At 61.0% G+C, this 16393-nt stretch carries 13 protein-coding genes; 3 read left to right on the top strand and 10 right to left on the bottom strand.

All coding sequences use genetic code 11. The features are described from left to right. The coding region (locus tag BFQ00_RS04665) for a DUF6531 domain-containing protein (protein ID WP_139114967.1) at positions 1-2408 on the bottom strand (2408 nt) is incomplete at its 3' end. Between the two features lie 235 nt (positions 2409-2643). Between BFQ00_RS04665 and BFQ00_RS04660 the strand changes: the two genes are divergently transcribed. Beyond that, a complete protein-coding gene (locus BFQ00_RS04660; protein ID WP_065884395.1) occupies positions 2644-3729 on the top strand; it encodes a DUF1615 domain-containing protein in 1086 nt (361 codons plus the stop codon). 103 nt (positions 3730-3832) lie between these two features. Here BFQ00_RS04660 and BFQ00_RS04655 read toward each other — a convergent pair whose 3' ends face one another. From BFQ00_RS04655 to BFQ00_RS04645, 3 genes are read right to left on the bottom strand one after another with little or no spacing between them, the layout of a single operon-like run. Beyond that, the gene (locus BFQ00_RS04655; protein WP_065932751.1) at positions 3833-5014 is read right to left on the bottom strand and encodes an acetyl-CoA C-acetyltransferase; all 1182 of its coding nucleotides are present in this window, start codon (positions 5012-5014) and stop codon (positions 3833-3835) included. Positions 5015-5025: 11 nt separating this feature from the next. Next, the gene (locus BFQ00_RS04650; protein WP_065932750.1) at positions 5026-5685 is read right to left on the bottom strand and encodes a CoA transferase subunit B; all 660 of its coding nucleotides are present in this window, start codon (positions 5683-5685) and stop codon (positions 5026-5028) included. Positions 5686-5716: 31 nt separating this feature from the next. Beyond that, on the bottom strand, positions 5717-6415 hold the full coding sequence (locus tag BFQ00_RS04645) for a CoA transferase subunit A (RefSeq protein WP_057725645.1): 699 nt from the start codon (positions 6413-6415) through the stop codon (positions 5717-5719). 132 nt (positions 6416-6547) lie between these two features. Here BFQ00_RS04645 and BFQ00_RS04640 point away from each other — a divergent pair, with 132 nt between their 5' ends. After that, entirely contained in the window at positions 6548-7450 is a 903-nt protein-coding gene (locus BFQ00_RS04640; protein WP_065932749.1) for a LysR family transcriptional regulator, read from the top strand. Between the two features lie 58 nt (positions 7451-7508). Here BFQ00_RS04640 and BFQ00_RS04635 read toward each other — a convergent pair whose 3' ends face one another. From BFQ00_RS04635 to BFQ00_RS04610, 6 genes are all read right to left on the bottom strand, one after another. Beyond that, the gene (locus BFQ00_RS04635; protein ID WP_065884399.1) at positions 7509-7838 is read right to left on the bottom strand and encodes a hypothetical protein; all 330 of its coding nucleotides are present in this window, start codon (positions 7836-7838) and stop codon (positions 7509-7511) included. A 532-nt stretch (positions 7839-8370) separates the two neighbouring features. Beyond that, positions 8371-9213 carry an NAD-dependent protein deacetylase gene (locus BFQ00_RS04630; protein WP_065932748.1) on the bottom strand — a complete coding sequence of 281 codons (843 nt, stop codon included), beginning with the start codon at positions 9211-9213 and terminating at the stop codon, positions 8371-8373. Positions 9214-9221: 8 nt separating this feature from the next. Then, positions 9222-9662, bottom strand: a complete 441-nt coding sequence (locus BFQ00_RS04625) for a CBS domain-containing protein (protein WP_065884401.1) — start codon at positions 9660-9662, stop codon at positions 9222-9224. A gap of 131 nt (positions 9663-9793) precedes the next feature. After that, on the bottom strand, positions 9794-11743 hold the full coding sequence (locus BFQ00_RS04620; RefSeq protein WP_065932753.1) for a DNA topoisomerase III: 1950 nt from the start codon (positions 11741-11743) through the stop codon (positions 9794-9796). A 224-nt stretch (positions 11744-11967) separates the two neighbouring features. Next, positions 11968-13590 carry an MFS transporter gene (locus tag BFQ00_RS04615; RefSeq protein WP_065898291.1) on the bottom strand — a complete coding sequence of 541 codons (1623 nt, stop codon included), beginning with the start codon at positions 13588-13590 and terminating at the stop codon, positions 11968-11970. 65 nt (positions 13591-13655) lie between these two features. After that, positions 13656-15302 (bottom strand): GMC family oxidoreductase, encoded by a 1647-nt coding sequence (locus tag BFQ00_RS04610; RefSeq protein ID WP_065932747.1) that lies wholly within the window; start codon positions 15300-15302, stop codon positions 13656-13658. Positions 15303-15431: 129 nt separating this feature from the next. On the opposite strand from BFQ00_RS04610, the gene BFQ00_RS04605 reads away from it, so the two are divergent. Further along, the gene (locus BFQ00_RS04605; RefSeq protein ID WP_065932746.1) at positions 15432-16325 is read left to right on the top strand and encodes a LysR family transcriptional regulator; all 894 of its coding nucleotides are present in this window, start codon (positions 15432-15434) and stop codon (positions 16323-16325) included. The last annotated feature ends 68 nt before the right edge of the window (positions 16326-16393 follow it).

The raw sequence follows: 16393 nt of genomic DNA, 5'->3' as shown, positions 1-16393 counted from the left end.
GTCGCGTTGCCCTCCGGATCAATCCTGCGGATGACATCGCCTTGCTCATTACGCTCGTATTTCCAGACCGCCTCACCACGCCGCACGACCCGTACGAAACCATTGTCATGCTCGTAGGACGTCGGCTCATCCTCACCCGGAAACAGCGCGACCAAGCGACCGGCGGCGTCGTACTGATACGCCGTCACCGCGCCCAGCGGGTCCTGCTCGACGGTCAGTCGGCCCTTGTCGTCGTAGGATTTGAAATGTCGGGCGCCGTCGGGATCGATGCGCTGTACCAGTCGCGCACGCTGGTCATGCACGTAAACTTCCTGGCTGCCATCGGCGTTGTGCACGTTGACGCTGCCGTCATCGCCCCATACATACCGCGTGTCCATCTGCGAAAAACTGGCCCAGTGCCGGACACAGCGCGCGGCTTTACCAGACCTTTCCCACGCCCAGAAGAAACTCGCCCCACCGGCCAACTGCCGCTCAAGAATGACGTGCTGTTCATCGTACCGATAAACCTCGCGTTCACCGACGGCATTGGTCGCCGACACCAGTCGTCCGGCGTCGTCGTAGGCGTAGGAAACGACGTTCTGCTCGGTCACCCAAACGAAGGGTTCATGGCCTTTGGCGCGATGCACCTGGTAGTCCACCGCCACGATGCGGTCGAATTCATACCGCAAAAACAGCGAACGGCCTGCACCGTTATCCAGCCGCTCAATACGCCCTAACCGATCCCGGAAAATGCGCAACCGGTTGTCATACGCATCGCTGATCGCCGTCAGCACACCGGCGCAAAAGTGATAAAACCGGGAAGACTGGGCCAGCACCAACTCGTCAGGAGCCGAGCCCAAATAAATCGCCGCTTCCGCCAGGCTGTTGGTAATCGCCGGCCGAGCCACCGTCGGCAAGGGCAGGGTGGTCGAGCGATTCTCATGGTCGGTCCACACCACTGAGTTGCCTGAAATCACAAGCCGATGCGCCAGCGCATGACTCCAGCCAAACCCCAACCCGCAATTCACGTCCACCGCACTGGTGCGATACAAGCGCGTCCACTCGAACGGCAAGATCCCATCCAGCGCGCCGTCGGTCAGGGTCAGCAGTTCCTCGCCGGTGACCATCGACACCGGGCAACCGTGGGTAACGGTCTTGTCCGCAGAAGCCGCCGCATCGCCCTTAGGATTCGACGCCACGGCCGGCACATCATCCACCGGCTCCTGGCGCACCAACGCCGTACGCTGCGTCTTGTTGCGCACCATCGGCACCGGGTTCGAAACCAGCGTATCGCCCGCCTTCAACGGCGCCACCGGCACTGCCTTGATCGGCGTCGCTGCACTGCTCAACAGCACCGGCTTAAGCGCTTCGCTATGCCCCACCAGGCGAACTTTCCCGAACTGCTCGGCTATCTGCTCCAGCCACCTGCGCACCCGGCGCGACTTGATGCCAGCCAGCACTTTCGTGCTCATGCGCAGCACAATACCCATGCCGCCCGTCGCCAGGCCCAACAACAGGTTGATGACGACCTCGGCGCCAATCTCGCCCAGCATTTCGTTCATATAGGGCGGTGGCAGCATGCGCATCCAGCTGACCAGCGCCGCCAGGTAAATGAACAGCAAAGGCTCGTCGCTCAGCACCAGCAGACCCTTGGCGAGCGTCTCGGCACTTAACGTCAGTAATTTTTCAAACTCGTCCTGGGAAAAGTAATGCAGCAGCTTTTCAGCATTGGCCAGGGGGGCTGACAGCCATTGAAATAAATGCTCTACGTCGTCCCAGATTGAGTAAAGGGAGTCGCTGAAACCTCGGGCATAGGCGCCGTACAGCGAAAGGTAGCGCTTGAGGAAGTTTGCCTCGGAGTACCCCTTCCACAGGGGTTCGAAAGTGGTTCCCCACTCACTGCGCAACCAGCCTTCCAGTGACGCAATGACCGACTGATAAGAAGCGTACAGCGCCTTGAAATGCTCCGAAGAAACGTCGGGGTAGAAACTGACTCGGTACTTCTGGTTGCGATCACACTCGGTGATTTCCAGAATGCCGCTGGGACCGATGGTCTTATGGAGTGGGTCCCCCAGCGGACCGCCGTCTGGATCGATGCGCTGCACCACGACCGGCGTGTTGCCGATCGGCACGAATCGCGAACTCTGGAACATATGCACCAGGGTCAACGTGCCGTTGGCTGTACACGTGGCGACCGTGCTGCTGGGAAAGAGGGACCGATTGATCGGCGCTACGAGCGCTACTTCTTCTCCCACCTTGAACACTTGCTCGACATTCAGTGCCGAAAAGCTGAGAAAGCTTTGAGCCCAGGTATCGTATGGGTGCAGGCATCCCCGGAAATCGCTGAGGATGGATTCGACGTCCCGCGTCTTTGCATCCATCGCGGCCAACACCAGGAAGCCAATGGCTTGGCTGGTTGCGTCGATCATGGGTGAGCCCTGTCGATCAGGGCTTTAACTGGAAAAACCATCTGCAATCCCTCGCACTGTTTAATCAGGCGAAGGACTTTGCAGCGGTTTTCAGAGGCGGGGAGTAGAGCTTATCCGACGGTTATGTGGGAAGTTTCAGCCAGAGTCGCAGTGAGTTCGGCATACCCACGAACCCCGGTTAGACTTGCCTGTCGATATCCCCATCGCCCGACCCGCCGTTCACCAAGGAAGCCATATGTATTCAAGCCGCCTGATCCTCTGCCTTGCAACTTTACTGGTGCTGGCCGGTTGCTCCACCTCACGCGGTCCGCAGCAACCCGAGCGCAGCGAGGCCGAGGTGAAGACGCAGATCGTGCGCCTGCTCCCGGCCAAGGTCGCGGACCGCGAAGGTTGGGCCCAGGATATCTACACCGCGTTCGACACCCAGAAGATCTATCCCAGCACCGAAAACATCTGCGCCGTACTGGCGGTGACCGAGCAGGAGTCCACCTATCAGGTCGACCCACCGGTGCCGGGCATGGGCAAGATCGCCCAGGACGAAATCCTGCGGCGTGCCGGGAAGGTTCATGTGCCGGCGTTTGTCGTGCGCAGCGCCTTGCAATTGCGCTCGCCCACCGGCAAAACCTACGCCGAGCGTTTGAATGCTGCGCGCACCGAGAAGGACCTGAGCGGGATCTTCGACGATTTCATCGGCGTCGTGCCGTTGGGCAACACGCTGTTTGGCGGCTTCAACCCGGTACACACCGCCGGCCCGATGCAGGTCAGCATCGACTTTGCGCAAAAACAGGCGCGGGGTTATCCCTACACGGTAGACGGTACGATTCGCCGCGAAGTGTTCACTCGCCGTGGCGGCATGTACTTTGGTATCGCCCATCTGCTGGGCTACCCGGTCAGCTATGACCAGCCGCTGTACCGCTTTGCCGATTTCAATGCGGGTTGGTACGCCAGCCGCAATGCTGCGTTCCAGGCCGCCGTCAGCCGTGCCTCTGGCACCGAACTGGCGCTGGATGGGGATTTGATTCGCTATGGTTCGTTGCTGCCCGGCACCACTGAGCTGGCGGTGCGTTCGTTGGGGGCGAAGCTGGATATGCGCAATCCCAGCATTCGCAGTCAACTGGAGCAAGGCGAAGCGTTGGACTTCGAGGACACCACCCTCTACAAGCGCGTGTTCGCCCTGGCCGACAAGGCCGCCGGCAAACCATTGCCACGGGCAATCCTGCCGGGCATCGTGCTCAAGAGCCCGAAGATTACCCGCAATCTGACCACGGCGTGGTTTGCCAAACGTGTGGATGAGCGCTATCAGCGTTGTATGAAGCGCTGATCACGGGTGTAATGATCGTTCCCATGCTCTGCGCGGGAACGATCAATAAAGAAAAGGCCCGGTTTTCGTGGAACCGGGCCTTTTCCGTGTTGCTCTTGGATGATCAGCCGCGTTCAAGGGCCAGGGCTACGCCTTGGCCACCACCGATGCACAGTGTCGCCAAGCCTTTTTTGGCGTCGCGCTTGATCATTTCGTGCAGCAGGGTCACCAGCACGCGGCAGCCTGACGCACCGATCGGGTGGCCGATGGCAATGGCGCCGCCGTTGACGTTGACCTTTTCGGCGTCCCATTCCAGCTCTTTACCCACCGCCAGTGATTGCGCGGCGAAGGCTTCATTGGCTTCGATCAAATCCAGGTCGGCCAGCTGCCAGCCGGCCTTGTCCAGGCAGCGGCGGGTGGCCGATACCGGGCCGATGCCCATGATCGCCGGGTCGACGCCCGCGTTGGCGTAGCTGGCGATTCGTGCCAGCACGGGCAGGCCGAGGGCCTTGGCTTTGGCGGCGCTCATCAACAGCACCGCTGCGGCGCCGTCGTTAAGGCTGGAGGCGTTGCCGGCGGTGACGCTGCCGTCCTTTTTAAAGGCGGGTTTGAGCTTGGCCAGGGACTCGGCGGTGGTACCGGCACGCGGCTGTTCGTCCACGTCGAAGACCACCGGATCGCCCTTGCGCTGGGGAATCAGGATCGGTGTGATCTCATCGGCAAACCGTCCGGCTTCGAGGGCGGCGATTGCTTTTTGCTGGGAGGCGGCGGCAAAGGCGTCCTGCGCCTCACGGCTGATGCCGTACTTGTCCACCAGGTTTTCGGCGGTAATGCCCATGTGGTAGTCATTGAACGCATCCCACAGGCCGTCGGTGATCATGCTGTCGATCATCTTGGCGTGGCCCATGCGCAGACCGGTGCGCGCGGCGGGCAATACGTACGGCGCCAGGCTCATGTTTTCCATGCCGCCGGCGATGATCACATCCGCGTCGCCGCAACGGATCGCCTGCGCCCCCAGGTGCAGGGCCTTGAGGCCGGAGCCGCACACCTTGTTCAGGGTCAGGCTCGGCACGGCATGGGGCAGGCCGGCGAGAATCGAGGCCTGGCGCGCCGGGTTCTGGCCGCTGCCTGCGGTGAGTACCTGGCCGAGAATCACTTCATCGACTTCGGCCGGGTCAAGGCCGGTCTGCTCCAGCAGGCGACGAATCACCGCAGCGCCCAGTTCAGGGGCCGGGATAGTGGCCAGCGAACCCTGGAAGCTGCCCACGGCGGTGCGGGTGGCAGCAACAATCACGACGTCTTGCATGGAATCTGTCCTCACTGGAAATGCATTTCTGGAACGTGGTCCGGGACGATCAGTTTACCGGCGGTCTTGCTGACAATCTCTTCAACGCTGACGCCAGGTGCGCGTTCCTTGAGGACAAAAGCGCCATTTTCGATTTCCAGGTAGGCCAGGTCCGTCAGCACACGCTTGATGCAGCGGGCGCCGGTCAGCGGCAGGCTGCACTGGCTGAGCAGTTTCGACTCACCGTCCTTGGACGCGTGGGTCATGATCACGATGATATTTTCCGCACCGGCCACCAGGTCCATCGCGCCGCCCATGCCCTTGACCAGCTTGCCGGGGATCATCCACGAGGCGATGTTGCCCTGGACGTCGACTTCAAAGGCGCCGAGTACGGTGAGGTCGACGTGGCCGCCGCGAATCATCGCGAAGGACTCGGCGGAGGAGAAAATCGAGGCGCCGATGCGTGCGGTGACGGTTTGTTTGCCGGCGTTGATCATGTCGGCATCGATGGTGTCTTCAGTCGGGAACGGCCCCATGCCGAGCAGGCCATTCTCCGATTGCAGCATCACTTCCATGCCGTCGGGAATGTAGTTGGCCACCAGGGTCGGAATGCCGATGCCGAGGTTGACGTAGAAACCGTCCTGCATTTCGCGGGCGACGCGTTGAGCCATTTGTTCGCGGGTAAGCGCCATGGTTGATTCCTCTTATTGTTCTGGACGTGGATTATTTGCGGACGGTGCGCTGTTCGATGCGCTTCTCGAAGGTGCCGCAGATGATCCGGTCGACGTAGATGCCAGGGGTGTGGATCTGCGCCGGGTCCAGTTCGCCCGGTTCGACGATTTCCTCGACTTCGACCACGGTGATTTTGCCGGCGGTGGCGGCCAGCGGGTTGAAGTTCTGGGCGGTGTGACGATAGATGACGTTGCCGAAGTGGTCGGCTTTCCAGCCTTTGACGATAGCGAAGTCACCGGTGATGGACTCTTCCATCAGGTAGGGGCGGCCGTTGAATTCGCGGGTTTCCTTGCCTTCGGCGACAGGCGTGCCGACCCCGGTGGCGGTGAAGAAGGCCGGGATGCCGGCGCCGCCTGCACGCATTTTTTCCGCGAGGGTGCCCTGGGGGGTCAGCACCACTTCGATTTCGCCGCTCAGCAGCTGCTTTTCGAACAGAGCGTTTTCGCCCACGTAGGAAGCGATCACCTTGCGGATCTGCTTTTCTTCCAGCAGCACGCCCAGGCCGAAACCGTCGACGCCGCAGTTGTTGGACACCACGGTCAGGTCACGGGTGCCCTTGCGCTTGATCTCATTGATGAGGTTTTCCGGAATGCCGCACAGGCCAAAACCGCCGGAGAGTACGGTCATGCCGTCTTCCAGGCCTGCCAGCGCTTCTTCGTACGACGCCACGCGCTTATCGAAACCTGCCATATGCACCTCTTTTATTGTTTGTGGGCCAGCCAATGGACCGAGTGTTGCGCTGAAGGATTGATTTGTTAAGTTGTTTTTTAAGGTTGATTGATTTAGAAAACAGCATAGTCGATCACCCTGCGAAGTAGCCTCATGACCATTAAACAAATGCGTGCCTTCCTGGCCGTGGCCCAGAGCCTGAGTTTTGCCGCTGCCTGTGAGCGTCTGCACCTGTCCCAATCGGCGCTGAGCCTGACGATCAAGGGCCTGGAAGAAGGCCTGGGCGGGCGCCTGTTCAGCCGCAATACACGCAATGTCGCGCTGACGCCCGAAGGCGAATCCCTGCTGCCGCTGGCGCGTCGATTGATTGCCGACTGGGACAACGCCGAGGACGAACTGCGCCAACGCTTCACTCTGCAACGCGGGCGTGTAACGGTGGCGGCGATGCCGTCATTTGCCGGCAACCTGCTGCCACCGATCCTGAAGATATTCCGCGCGCGTTACCCTCAGGTGAACGTGACGGTGCATGACTTGATCAACGAGCAGGTGCTGGAGATGGTGCGCGATCGCCAGGTGGAACTGGGCGTGGCGTTCGAGCCGTCCGACGGTTCGTCACTGGCGTTCACGCCGTTGTACCTGGACCGGTTTATCGCCGTGGTACCGGGCGATTCGCCTTTGGCGCAGGTGGCCGAGATCGACTGGAAAACGCTGTTGGAGCAACCCTTCATCACCCTCCAGCGTCCATCGACGGTACGGGTCATGCTGGAAGAGCACTTGGGCGCCTTGCAGATGAAACTGCCCGTGGCGCTGGAAAGCCATCAATTGGCTACGGTGGGCAAGATGGTTGCCAGCGGCTTGGGGGTCAGTGCTGTGCCGGCATTGTGCGCACGGCAGATGGAGGAGGCGGGCGCCCGTTGCATCACCTTGACCGGCCCGGTGATCGAGCGGCCCATTGGCGTACTGACCAAGCCTGGGCATGAACTGTCGGCAGCGGCGCAGGTGTTGTTTGATATCTTCAAAGATGAAGCGGGGAGGGGGCGCTTTCCAACTTTTTGAGTACACCACATTATAAACGTGGGGGCTGGCAAGCCAGCCCCCACATTAGAACAACAACTTAGTAGTAACGATCAATCACTTTAACTTGCGAGCTGTCTTTGAAAGAGGCCCAGGCATTGTTAAGTGTGTCGAATACCTGCTCGATGAAGTTGCGATCGGCCGCCGCTTTCTTGCCGACATAACCCTGGCCGCGACGGTACATCTTCAGGCGCGCCGCCAGTTCACGGTGATTGCGGTCGAACTCGGCTTCCTCGGTGTGAGGCGCTACGCAGTCAAGTTGAACTTCGCCCGATTTGCCAATCCACAGGATATGGTCGTCGAGTGTGTCTTTCTGCGCGGCAAACATCTCAGCCAGTTCATCGATAGTGGGTTGGTTGTTCAGATTCATGTGTAAGCCCCTTGACCAGTTGGCGATCTATCAATTGATTCGTTAACACTTCAAAGTTGTCTCCGGCTCAGAAAACCGGGCGTCAGTGACGGTCTGCCGAATACGGGCAGGGTCGTGAACCGATGCATGTAGTTTTGCTGATGAACCGCTACGCAACGCTTTCATAACGAAGACAAGCAGCGCTTTAGCTCCTTGTACCGTTCCCTTTCGGGGCCAGTCAGCTTCATCAATCTGCCTTGTGGGCAGTGCACATCCGGAAAAACAGCTCGGCGGTCAGACGAGCCTGTTCAAAACGCGTGTTACCAACACTCCCGATCCGGGAGACGTCTCGATAATGCAAGGACAAAAAGCTTACGTCAACGGTTATGTAGTGATTATTTTCAGGCACTACATAAATCGCTGTGGGGGCGGGGGGATGCAGGAAAACCGTGACTTGGGCGTCATTTTTCGTGCGGTGGGTCGCGTGATAGCGTTTGGTAAGGTAAGTAAGTTGCACGGGGCGCTTGTGGGTTTTTCGCGAGCAAGCTCGCTCCTACACGCGCTCGACCAGCAAAGGTAATAATTGCTCACACTGCGCTTCGATCTTTATCTGCAGGAGCTCATCCCCGCGGGTCTTGCCCAGGTTGATGGCAATCACCGGCTTGCCCTGTTCCGCCATCGCCTTGCAAAGACGAAACGCGGAATACGCCATCAGCGATGATCCCACCACCAGCAGCCCCTCGGCATCGTTCACGGCAGCCATGGCTCTGGCTGCGGTAGCAGGCGCCACGTTTTCACCAAAGAACACCACGTCCGGTTTCAGCCGTTGCCCCTCGCAGTGGGGGCAGCATGGGACCTGGAAGTGCTCCTCGAAAACAGGGTCGAGCAAGGTATCGCCGTCAGGCGCCTGCACCGCATGGACATGCGCAAAGTGCGGGTTGTCGATTTCCATCCGCCGCTGGATCGCGTCGCGCTCGCTGCGCTGCCGGCAATCCAGGCACAGCACCCGGTGCAAGCTGCCATGCAACTCGATCACCTCGTGGCTGCCGGCCTGATCGTGCAGCGTGTCGACGTTTTGCGTGATCAGGCCACTGATGATCCCACGTTGTTGCAACGTCGCCAGGGCCTGATGCGCCCTGTTCGGCCGGGCAAGGCGCACCCGTGGCCAACCCAGCATTGCCCTGGCCCAATAACGGTGACGTGCCTGCGCGGTGGCGAGGAACTCCTGGTACATCATCGGCGCTTTGCCCCGGCGCACACCTTCGCCGTCACGGTAGTCGGGGATACCCGACGAGGTGCTGATGCCCGCACCGGTCAGCACCAGGAAGCGCTTTTCGACCATCGCCCGGTGCAGCGTGTCGAGGTGGTCTGCTTGATGTTCCAGCGTGTCGAGCATGGGATCTCCTATTCGCCGCGGATGTACTGCTCCAGCTGTTTGATCAAGGCGGCTTGTTCAGCAATGGCTTCCTTGACCAGGTCGCCGATGGACAGCAGGCCGAGCAGTTTGCCGTCTTCGACGACCGGAAGGTGGCGCAGGTGACTGTCGGTCATGATGTTCATGCACGCCTCGACCGTTTTATGGGTATCTACGGTAATGACCGGGGAGCTCATTACGTCGTCTACGCGGGTGGTCACCGATGACAGCCCCTTGAGGATGAGTTTGCGGGCGTAATCGCGCTCGCTGATGATCCCCACCACTGCGCCGTCCTTGACCACCGGCAAAGCCCCAACGTTTTTCTCGGACATGCGCACCAGCGCCTCGAACACGGTGTGGTCCCACTGGATGGTATGGACCTCCTGGTTCTTCTGGTCCTTGGCTTTGAGCAATTCTGCGACGGTTTTCATGGCGGCCACTCCGGTGTTGTTGTTAGGTAGTCAGCTATCCCCTACAGAATCCTAGACGCACTACGTCGCAGCAAGGTCCAAAGCGTCGTCAAACCCGTCGAAAAGCGTCATTCGCCGGATTTTTTTGCGTTTTAACCGGCATTTGCCGGCCTTTTTGCCCGCTTGGCGCTGGTTGTCGTCTTGCGTGGCGCGCTCTTGCGTTTGTTTTTCCATGGCGCCGCGCCTTTGATTGCCGGGCTGGCAGCGGCGGTGATGGTCATGCGCATGCCAGTGCAGCGAGCCACCTGCTTGCTCATCCACGCGGCTTGTTTGGCGACGAATTCTTCCAGGCTCATTTCGCCGCTTTGCACCATATCCAGCGCCTGCTCCCAGATGGCGGTGGTGCCGGGGTCGGCGATGGCACGGGGTACGGCATCGATCAGGCTGAACGCGGCCGGAGTGGCCGACAGTGCCTTGCCGTTTTTCACCAGGTAACCTCGGTCCAGCAGGCCCTGGATGATGCCGGCGCGGGTGGCCTCGGTGCCGATGCCGGTGGTGTCCTTGAGTTTCTGCTTGAGCAGTGGATCTTCCACCAGCTTGGCGACGTTTTTCATTGCCTTGATCAGGTCGCCTTCAGTGAAAGGCTTGGGCGGTTGGGTCCACAGGTCCTTGAGGTTGACCCTGGCCACCGCGCAGTCCTGGCCTTGCACCAGCATCGGCAAGGCTTGGGGAGCAGGAACGTCCCGACCTTTGGCGGGGGCAAGGGCTTCGGGCAATGCGCGTTTCCAGCCCGGTTCTATGATGACCTTGCCCACTGCACGCAACGCTTGGCCTGCACAGTCGAAGTCCGCCTGGGTCCGGTCGTATTCATGGTTGGGCAGAAATTGCGCCAGGTAGCGTGCGCGTATCAGCGTGTAGACCGCGCGGTGCTTGCCGGTGAGTTGCCCGACGTCCTTGCCGGCCCCGGTGGGGATGATGCCGTGGTGGGCGCTGACCTTGGCGTCGTTCCAGGCGCGTGAGCGTCGATTGGGGTCTATGTAGGCCATCAGCTCGCCCACGGCCGGATCCGCGCGGCCGAGTGCAGCGAGAATCTTTGGCGCTTCGCTGTGCTGGCTCAACGGCAGGTAGCCGCAATCGCTACGCGGGTAGGTGATGACCTTGTGGGTTTCGTAGAGCGATTGGGCGATATCCAGGGTTTCCTGGGCGCCGAGGCCAAGCTTTTTGGAGCAGATTTCCTGCAGGGTGCCGAGGTCGAAGGGCAGGGGAGCGGCCTCGCGCATGCGTTCGGTGCGCAGCTTAACCAGTCGCGCATCGGCCGCATGGCTCATGGCGTCGGCGGCGTCCCGGGCCAGTTGCGGGTTGAGGCAACGGCCCTGGTCATCGCAGACATCGTCGGCGGCGCGCCATTGCGCGGTGAAGGTCATGCTTTGGTGGCGCAGGTCCACGTCGATGGCCCAATACGCCACGGGGATGAAGTCGGCGATGCTGCGGTCACGGTCGACCACCAGGCGCAGGGTAGGGGTTTGCACGCGGCCGACCGGCAATACGCCCTGATAGCCGGATTGACGTCCGAGCAACGTAAACAAGCGGCTCATGTTCATGCCGATCAGCCAGTCGGCACGGGAGCGGCCCAGGGCCGAGTGATACAGGTTGAAGGTGTGCGCGCCGGGCTTGAGCGCGGCCAGGGCCTTGCGGATGGAGGCATCATCGAGCGCCGACAACCACAACCGCTGGATCGGCCCTCGATAACGGCAATGTTCCACCAGCTCTCGGGCGATCATTTCACCCTCGCGGTCGGCGTCGGTCGCGATCACCAGTTCCCTGGCTTCCCCCAGAAGACGCTTGACCACCTTGAACTGGCTGGCGGTTCTGGGCTTGACCTGCATCTTCCATTTTTCCGGGACGATCGGCAGGTCGGCCAATACCCAGCGCTTGTATTTGGCGTCATAAGCGTCAGGCGGGGCGGTTTCCAACAGGTGGCCGATGCACCAGGTGACCGTGACCCCATTGCCCAGCCAGCATCCATCGCCCCGGCGACTGGCGCCGAGCACGGCCGCGATGTCCTTGGCCTGGGAGGGTTTTTCACAGAGGTACAGCTGCATGGTCATCACATCGCATCGGGTTGATGCCTTGCAGGATGCTTATTCAAAGCGAATTGAGCAACCGTTATCTGTATGGATGTACAGCTAATTATGTAGGCACCACAGACGAATGTGGGAGGGGGCTTGCCCCCGATAGCGGTGTATCAGTCTTGAAGACATCGACTGAACTACCGCCATCGGGGGCAAGCCCCCTCCCACAGGGGATGTGCAGTGCTTAAGGCAACTCAGTTATTGTCGATATCTACATGCCGCGTTTCTTTAAGACAGAACAGCCCGACGATCAGGCTCACGCCGGTCACCACCACCGGGTACCACAGGCCATAGAAGATATCCCCGGTGTACACCACCAGCGCAAACGACACGGTGGGCAGGAACCCGCCGAACCAGCCGTTACCGATATGGTAGGGCAGCGACATCGAGGTGTAGCGGATGCGTGTCGGAAACAGTTCCACCATCAGCGCCGCCAAGGGGCCGTAGCACATGGCTGCGATCAGGATCAGTGCCACGATCAGCGCCACCACCATCACCTTGTTGACCTGGGCCATGTCCGCCGAACTCGGGTAGCCGGCCAGCGTCACTGCACCACGCAAGGCCGCTTCATCAAAGCCATCGATACTGACGTCGCCCACGTTGACTTGTACCGGCGCGCCGGCCGGGGCGGCGACGCTGCTGTAGGGCAGGCCCTGCTTGACCAGGAAGGTCTTGACCTTGTCGCACGGACTGTCAAAGCGCGCCTTGCCCACCGGGTCGAACTGGAAGGTGCAGGTGGCCGGATCGGCCAGCACGGTAATCGGTGCCTGGCGGCTCGCCTGGTCCATCGCCGGGTTGGTGTAGTGCGCCAGGCCCTTGAAGATCGGGAAGTACAGGAAAGTCGCCAGCAGCAGGCCAAGCATCAGCACCGGCTTGCGCCCGACCTTGTCCGACAGCCAGCCAAACAGGATGAAGAACGGCGCGCCAATCACCACGCTGATGATCAGCAACATGTTGGCCAGGGCCGGGTCCATCTTCAGGAACTGAGTGAGGAAGAACAGCACATAAAACTGCGCCGCATAAAAGGTCACCGCCTGCCCGCCGTTGATGCTGAACAGTGCGATCAGTACGACCTTGAGGTTTTCCCACTTACCGAACGAGTCGCGGATCGGCGCCTTGCTGGCCTTGCCTTCCTCTTTCATTTTCAGGAACGCCGGCGATTCGTGCAGGCTCATGCGAATCCAGGTGGAGATGCCCAGCAACACGATGGAGAACAGGAACGGAATACGCCAGCCCCATACCTCGAACTGGTCGCCGGTGAAGTAACGGCAGGCCAGCACCACCAGCAACGACAGCAACAGGCCGAGGGTGGCGGTGGATTGAATCCAGCTGGTGTGCAAGCCACGTTTGCCGGCAGGCGCATGCTCGGCCACATACGTGGCGGCGCCCCCGTATTCACCGCCCAGCGCCAGGCCTTGCAGCATGCGCAGCACGATCAGAATGATCGGTGCGGCGATGCCGATGCTGGCATAGGTCGGCAGCAGGCCCACGCAAAAGGTGGCCACGCCCATCAGAATGATGGTGACGAGGAAGGTGTACTTGCGCCCGATCATGTCGCCCAGGCGGCCGAATACCAGCGCGCCGAACGGCCGCACCACGAAGCCTGCGGCAAATGCCATCAGCGCAAAGATAAACGCCGTGGTGTCGTTGACCCCGGCAAAGAACTGCTTGCTGATCACCGCCGCGAGGGCGCCGTAGAGGAAGAAGTCATACCATTCGAAAACCGTCCCGAGGGACGAGGCAAAAATGACTTTCTTCGAGTCGTTGCCGGTGCTCGCATCCATCGCCGAGCCCAGGGGTTGAGCATGTTCTGACATCGGGTAACCCTCACAGTGATTATTTATTGTTGTTCCACTGTCGGCGCCGGGTGCGGCGCCGCTATTCAGATTGCGTGAACCAGTTCTCTCTGCGGGGCGAGGCTCCTTGTGTGCGGTGAAAGGATCAACTGCGCGGCCTTCTCGGCGATCATCAGCGTCGGTGAGCAGGTGTTGCCCGAGGTAATGCGCGGCATGATCGAGGCGTCGGCGATGCGCAGGCCCGGCACGCCATGCACGCGCAGCTGGGCGTCGACCACGGCGTCCGTGTCATCGCCCATGCGGCAGGTGCCCACCGGATGGAAGATGGTCGTGCCGATGCGCGCCGCGGCTTCGTGCAGCTGCTCTTCGGTTTGCAGCGCGTCACCGGGCAGGTATTCCACCGGCTTGAACCGGCTCAGGGCCGGCGCGGCCACGATTCGCCGGGTCAGGCGAATGGCGTCGGCGGCCACGCGCAGGTCTTCCGGGTGGCTGAGGTAGTTGGGCTGGATCAGCGGTGCGTCCGCCGGGTTGGCCGAGCGGATATCGATGCGCCCGCGGCTGTGTGGGCGCAGGTCGCAGACCGAGGCGGTAAAGGCCGGGAACGCGTGCAGCGGTTCGCCGAAGCGCTCCAGGGACAGCGGCTGCACATGGTATTGAAGGTTGGCGGAGGTCTGCTCGGGGCCGGAGCGGGCAAACGCGCCAAGCTGGCTGGGCGCCATCGACAGCGGCCCGCTGCGGTCATACAGGTAGCGCAGGCCCATGCCCATCTTGCCCCATACGGTGCCGGCGATCTGGTTCAGGGTGCGCGCGTTTTCCAGCTTGTAGATCAGGCGCAGTTGCAGGTGGTCCTGCAGGTTGCCACCCACGCCCGGCAGTTCATGCACCACGTCGATGCCCAAGGGTTTGAGCACGTGGACAGGGCCGATACCCGAGCGTTGCAGGATGCCTGGCGAGCCCACGGCACCGGCGCACAGCACGATTTCCCTGCTGGCTTTCCAGCTCAGTTGCTGGCCGTGCCGGCGCCCGATCACTTGGGAGGCGCGGCCGTTTTCCAGCACCACGCGGTCGACCTCCACCTCGGTCAATACCGTCAGGTTGGGCCGTTGGCGGACCGGTTTGAGAAACGCCTTGGCCGCGTTCCAGCGCACCCCGGCCTTCTGGTTGACCTGGAAATAACCGCAACCTTCGTTATCGCCCTGATTGAAATCGCTGATATTGGCGATGCCGCTCTGCTCTGCTGCGTCGCGAAACGCATCGAGGATGGGCCAATGCAGGCGCTGCTGCTCGACACGCCATTCGCCGCCCTCGCTGTGGAATGGCGAGTCGCCGGCGAAATGGTTTTCGCTGCGCTTGAACAGCGGCAATACGTCATTCCAGGCCCAGCCCGGATTGCCTTGCGCCGCCCAGCCGTCATAGTCCCGGGCCTGGCCGCGCATATAGATCATGCCGTTGATGGACGAGCAACCGCCCAGTACCTTGCCACGCGGGTAGCTCAGGGCGCGACCTTGCAGGCCGGCCTGGGCCTGGGTCTTGAAGCACCAGTCGGTGCGCGGGTTGCCGATGCAGAACAGGTAGCCGACCGGAATATGAATCCAGGCGTAGTTATCGCGACCACCGGCTTCCAGCAGCAGGACGCGATGGGCCGGGTTGGCGGACAGACGATTGGCCAGCAAGCAGCCGGCGGGGCCGGCACCGACGATCACGTAATCGTATTCAGCAGTTGCAGTGGGCATCTGGGGTCTCGCTTGTTTTTCTTATTGGCTCCATCCTAGTTGTTAGTTTTCGTCTTAAAAATGTTAGTTTTTGCCCAGCTGCTGTGCGTTTTTAAACAGCGCTGCCCACGCGTGCGCAAAGGAGGCGATATGTTCGACTGGAATGACCTGCGGTTTTTTCTCGAATTGCAGCGCAGCGGCCGCTTGCTCACCGCCGCGCAACGTTTGAAGACCACGCACGCCACGGTGGCGCGGCATATCGAGGCCATCGAAAAAAGCCTCGGTACGGCGCTGTTCGTGCAGCACGCCCAGGGTTACGAGCTGACGCCGTCCGGCGAAGCCCTGCTCAAACATGCCGAAGCCATGGAAAACGTGGCGCTGCTGGCTGAAGACGAGCTGACCCATTGCGCGGCGCCCCTGGGCAAGATTCGCCTGGGGGTGGCGGAGGGCCTGGGGGTGATGTTCCTCGCCGGTCGCATGGGCGGGCTGTTTGAACGTTATCCCGGCCTGGAAGTGGAACTGGTCGCGGTGCCGCGCTTTGTCAGCATCCTCAACCGCGAAGCGGAAATCAGCATTCACCTGGAACGCCCCAGCGTCGATCAACTGGTCACCCGCAAACTCACCGATTACCGCCTGGCGCTGTATGCCAGCCGCACTTACCTTGCGCGTCATCCACCGATTGAAAAACGCGAAGACCTCGCGGCCCATGCGTGGATCGATTACGTCGACGACCTGCTGTTCAGCCAGGAACTGAAATTTCTCAGCAGCTTTTGTCGCAGTCCCAAGGTGGTCTTTCACAGCACCAGCGTGATTGCCCAGCATCAGGCCGCGCGATCCGGCCTGGGGATCGCGGTATTGCCCTGTTTCATGGCGGCGGGCGATGCGCAGTTGGTGCCGTTGTTGCCGGGGGAGAGCATCCAGCGCAGTTATTGGATCAGTTCGCGGCGGGAGTTGCACAAGTCGGTGCGGTTGCGGGTGTTGTGGGATTATGTGGTGGAGTTGTGCGCGCGGGAGCAGGGGTTGTTGCTGGGCGAATCCAACTGAAGGAACCTGATTGAAATGTGGGAGGGGGCAAGCCCCCTCCCACATTTGAACCCTGTTATGTCAGACAG

The organism is Pseudomonas sp. 28 E 9 (assembly GCF_900004785.1).
In the GTDB taxonomy this organism is placed as follows: domain Bacteria; phylum Pseudomonadota; class Gammaproteobacteria; order Pseudomonadales; family Pseudomonadaceae; genus Aquipseudomonas; species Aquipseudomonas orientalis_A.
Note: the sequence above shows the minus strand (reverse complement) of the source record. Positions and strands in the feature narration are given on the sequence as shown.